The following is a 4,178-nucleotide window of genomic DNA, read 5'->3' as shown; positions in this document are numbered from 1 at the left end:
AGCTCAGCTAAGGTAAGGCTAATACAGATAAGGACTCCACTGAACCCCACCGATTAAATCGCACCTTCCTTAAGCGGATGCTTAACTGCGCCGCCAAAACAGGCCGCAAAACCTACTTTATTACCTCGGGCCCAAAGCTATCAGGACTTAACACACCTGCCGTTGCCTACCGGCAAGATTTTCGTGTCGGTATACAACATTCAGGATGAAACCGGACAGTTTAAACCTTATCCGGCAAGTAACTTCTCCACCGCCGTCCCGCAAAGCGCCACCTCTATGCTGGTGACCGAGCTTAAAGATTCACGCTGGTTTGTCCCGCTGGAACGCCAGGGGCTGCAAAACTTGCTTAACGAGCGAAAAATCATCCGTGCCGCCCAGGAAAACGGGACGGTCGCCATCAACAACCGTTTCCCGTTACAGTCTCTGACCGCGGCCAACGTGATGGTTGAGGGCTCGATTATTGGCTACGAGAGCAATGTAAAATCTGGGGGCGCGGGAGCGCGTTACTTTGGGATTGGCGCTGACACGCAGTACCAGCTTGACCAGATTGCGGTGAACCTGCGCGTGGTGAATGTCAGCACCGGAGAGATCCTCTCCTCCGTCAACACCAGCAAGACGATTTTGTCTTATGAGGTGCAGGCTGGCGTATTCCGCTTTATCGATTATCAACGTCTGCTGGAAGGTGAAATCGGCTATACCGCCAATGAACCGGTGATGTTGTGCCTGATGTCTGCCATCGAAACCGGCGTCATTCTGCTCATCAATGACGGTATCGATCGCGGATTGTGGGATCTGCAAAATAAAGCCGAGAACAAAAATGAGGTGTTAGTGAAATACCGCGAGATGGCCGTACCACCAGAATCCTGATGGTAAAGGCAAAGAAAAAGCGTGTCGGCTTCCACCGTCACGCTTTTTTTTGTGCCTCAGGCAATACAGCCACGCGGCGGGATGCCAGCCACAGACCGCTATTTTTCATGACGAATCCAAACAGCAGTCCTACCACCAGCGAAGGCACCACCAGTCGCCAGTCACCCTGGCCGGCAAAGGTGGCGCAGGCCCCAATAAAGGTTCCAGGCACAAAGGAGAGCAGCAAACTTTTGGCCTGCACACACATCAGAAAGGCCACCAGCCCGGTCACTACATAGCCAAAAATCTCTAAATGCGGAGCCAGTGCGCTACCGTGAATAATCACCTGCGCCCAGGCCGCACCGCTCAGCAAGGTACAAAGTGAAATAAGCAGCCCTTTGACGCCGCCCTTCGGGCAGGCGAAATAGGCGGTACAACCGAGGAAGCCCGCCCAGCTGATAAGGCCGAGCGAGACGGCTACCCAGCCCCAAAGACCAGACAGCAGACCTGTTGTTAATGCGAGAGAGATAAGTAAGTTCATGGCGCGCATCTTAGCAGATACGCGGCCATTATTTGTGATTAGCAACACAATAAATGCAACGTATATATTCTCATTGCATTTATTATGTGATCTGGATCACCTTTTTCACTCCTCTTCTTCCTGCAATTCATCCCACATTGCAGAAAGTGCTTCTCGAGTGAGAAGCGCCAGCGAGCGCCAGAAAGGGGTCGTGGCATGAGCTTCGACTTTGCCGAGGAAAGTGCTGCACCACGGCAGCAAATAATCAGCAAACAGCGCTTCCAGCGCCTCACTTTCATCCTCGGCTGACTGGTCTTCAAGCCAGGATGCAGCCAGTAATAACGTACCGAAATGGTCCGCAGGCGTTTGCGTCAACGGCATGCCGCGGGCAGAGAGGAAAGTCCGCACTTCGGACTCGTCAGCCCCTTCCACCCAGGCGCTGCGATAAGGCGAAACGCGGCATTCGTCACCGACAAAGAGCGCGTTGTAGTCCGCGGCCAGCGTCTGGGCATCGCAATTATTCTTCAGCCGTTCCAGCAACTCATCCTGCTCAAGCGGCCAGCTCTCGGCCAGTTTGCCCTCGCGGATAAGCGTATAGAGCGGCACCAGCAGCGGATCCTGCGGCTGACGGTAAAAGAGTGAGCCGAGTACACGGCACAGGATGGAAAATTCGTTCATGCAAGGATTCCGGTAAAATAAGGTGATTAAAGTTCAGCAAATTCGCTAATGGGTTCCATACCGCGTGACTCAAGGAAATCGAGCATTCGGCGAGGAGAAACATTAAGGATACGCTCCTGCGGGAAACCCACATCGTCGAGCACTTTACGACATTCCGTAAAATCACCCAGCGTAAAAGCAGTGTGGGAGTCAGATCCCAGAGCCACCCAGCCGCCCGCATCACGCACCGCCGCCGCAATGGCGAGACAGTTCGCTTCACTGCCTTTACGCGAATGAAGGAATGAGGAGTTATTAATTTCCAGTGCGACATTATATTTAGCAGCAGCTTCAGCAACGGCTTTGATATCAATGGGATATTTTGGATTACCCGGATGACTGATGATATGCGCAATGCCACCCGCGATAGTGGCAATCATCGCCTGGGTATTGGTGTCCTGATCATGGGGCGCAAAAACGGGCTCATGGAAGCCTGCGATAATGAGATCCAGTGAAGGCAGCATCGGGCCACTGCAATCAATCTCACCGTCGATGTTCTTAATATTGGCCTCGATACCACGCAAAATGCCCACGCCATCGACCAGCCGTGGCCAGATACGCATATTGACGAAATGCCAGTAGTGGGGAGCGTCGGCCATATCAGGCCCGTGGTCGGTTATCGCAAAAAGCTTAATACCTTTACTTTTTGCGGCGCTGATATAGTCCTGGAGGGTGCTGTAGGCATGGGTGCTGGCGACGGTATGCATATGCAGGTCAACGGGATACATGAAACTCTCCTGTAGTTGTTTCTGCAAGGATAGCAGTTATCGTCGCCATTTTTAACGAAAACCCGGCCAGACAGCCTTGTGATCAGTAACCTCTTTCCCTGTCGACCAGACCGCTGACGGCCTCGCCGCGTTCGATTTGCCCGATGGTACGGGCAATCCAGGCGATGGCTTCATCCGGTCGCGTCACCGCAGCAACATGCGGGGTGATAGCCACGCGGGGATGCGCCCACAGAGGATTTTCAGCAGGAAGCGGCTCCTGATGGAAGACATCCAGCATTGCCGCTTTGACTTTGCCGCTCTCAAGCGCCTGCAAAAGCTCGCTTTCGACGACATGCGCTCCGCGTGCAATATTCATCACATAGCTGTTGTCCGCCAGTTGATTGAGCAGCGACAGGTTGATGATACCCGCCGTTTCCGCTGTATTGGGCAGCAGATTGATCAATACCCGCGTCCCCCGCAGGAAATCGCCCATTTCATCCTTGCCCGCGTAGCTGGTGACTCCGGGAATTGTTTTGCGTGAACGACTCCAGCTGCGCAGAGGAAAGCCCCACTGACGTAAACTTTCGGCCACCTGCGAACCCAGCACCCCAGCCCCCAAAATGCCGATGGTAAAATCTTCGCGATGATACTCGTCCAGTTCCTGCCATTTCGCCTGCTGCTTCAGCGCCTGATAGTCATCAAAACGACGGAACCAGTGCAAAACCTGGCTCACCGCATACTCACGCATTTGCAGTCCCATGCCGGTATCTTCAAGACGAAGCAGGGGAATATGTGCAGCCAGCATCTCCGGATGCGCTTTTAGTTTGTTCAGAATGGCATCCACCCCGGCGCCAAGGCTGAACACGCCTTTCAGCGCACGCCCTTTTAGCATCTCAACGGGTGGTCGCCATACCAGCGCATAATCTGCCGGAGCATCATCGCCGGGCGCCCAGACGCGAACGTTCGCCCCAGGAAGGGCATCACTTAACAAACGAAGCCAGTATTCGCCGTCAAATGTGGGGTGGTAAAAGATAATCTGCATCTCAGCTCCCGTTATTGTCTGTTGTTTTCCATGCCTTGATCGTAAAAGCGCCGATGTTTTTCAGCTCATCGGCGGGCATAACAACATAGCAAATATCTGTGCCTGTACCGTGAAAAAACGGTTCTGCTGCGAAAAAAATCAATTTCAGAACGTTTAAGAAGCAGGTTGTTTGAAGTTTGTCTAAACACGCGAATTAATTGAAAAAGAAGATTGACGGAAGTGTCAGTTTTCCCTACATTAGCGCCCGTCCCGGTAGCATCGGGAAGACAATATGGTGAGGTGTCCGAGTGGCTGAAGGAGCACGCCTGGAAAGTGTGTATACGGCAACGTATCGGGGGTTCGAATCCCC

Annotated in this window: 5 protein-coding genes; 1 reads left to right on the top strand and 4 read right to left on the bottom strand. The window is 53.2% G+C overall.

The genetic code is table 11. The annotated features are described in order from the left end of the window. Positions 1 to 57: 57 nt before the first annotated feature. Positions 58 to 867, top strand: coding sequence for a curli production assembly/transport protein CsgG (gene csgG, locus ACSZO4_RS24850; protein ID WP_437891762.1), 810 nt, complete (start codon positions 58 to 60; stop codon positions 865 to 867). A gap of 37 nt (positions 868 to 904) precedes the next feature. Here csgG and ACSZO4_RS24845 read toward each other — a convergent pair whose 3' ends face one another. The 4 genes from ACSZO4_RS24845 to ghrA all read right to left on the bottom strand — a co-directional run bounded on the left by ACSZO4_RS24845 (position 905) and on the right by ghrA (position 3,829). Next, complete coding sequence (locus ACSZO4_RS24845; protein ID WP_437891761.1) at positions 905 to 1,387, bottom strand: DUF1097 domain-containing protein; 483 nt, start codon at positions 1,385 to 1,387, stop codon at positions 905 to 907. A 105-nt stretch (positions 1,388 to 1,492) separates the two neighbouring features. Next, positions 1,493 to 2,044: a TorD/DmsD family molecular chaperone gene (locus tag ACSZO4_RS24840; RefSeq protein WP_437891760.1), complete on the bottom strand. Its 552-nt coding sequence runs from the start codon at positions 2,042 to 2,044 to the stop codon at positions 1,493 to 1,495. Positions 2,045 to 2,070: 26 nt separating this feature from the next. Next, positions 2,071 to 2,808 carry a phosphatase gene (locus tag ACSZO4_RS24835; RefSeq protein ID WP_437891758.1) on the bottom strand — a complete coding sequence of 246 codons (738 nt, stop codon included), beginning with the start codon at positions 2,806 to 2,808 and terminating at the stop codon, positions 2,071 to 2,073. Between the two features lie 82 nt (positions 2,809 to 2,890). After that, positions 2,891 to 3,829, bottom strand: coding sequence for a glyoxylate/hydroxypyruvate reductase GhrA (ghrA, locus tag ACSZO4_RS24830; RefSeq protein WP_437891757.1), 939 nt, complete (start codon positions 3,827 to 3,829; stop codon positions 2,891 to 2,893). Positions 3,830 to 4,178 lie beyond the last annotated feature (349 nt).

The sequence above is a fragment of the Phytobacter sp. V91 genome, from assembly GCF_965644225.1.
Taxonomy (GTDB): Bacteria; Pseudomonadota; Gammaproteobacteria; order Enterobacterales; family Enterobacteriaceae; genus CBFFRJ01.
This window is presented reverse-complemented; position numbering and strand designations above follow the sequence as displayed.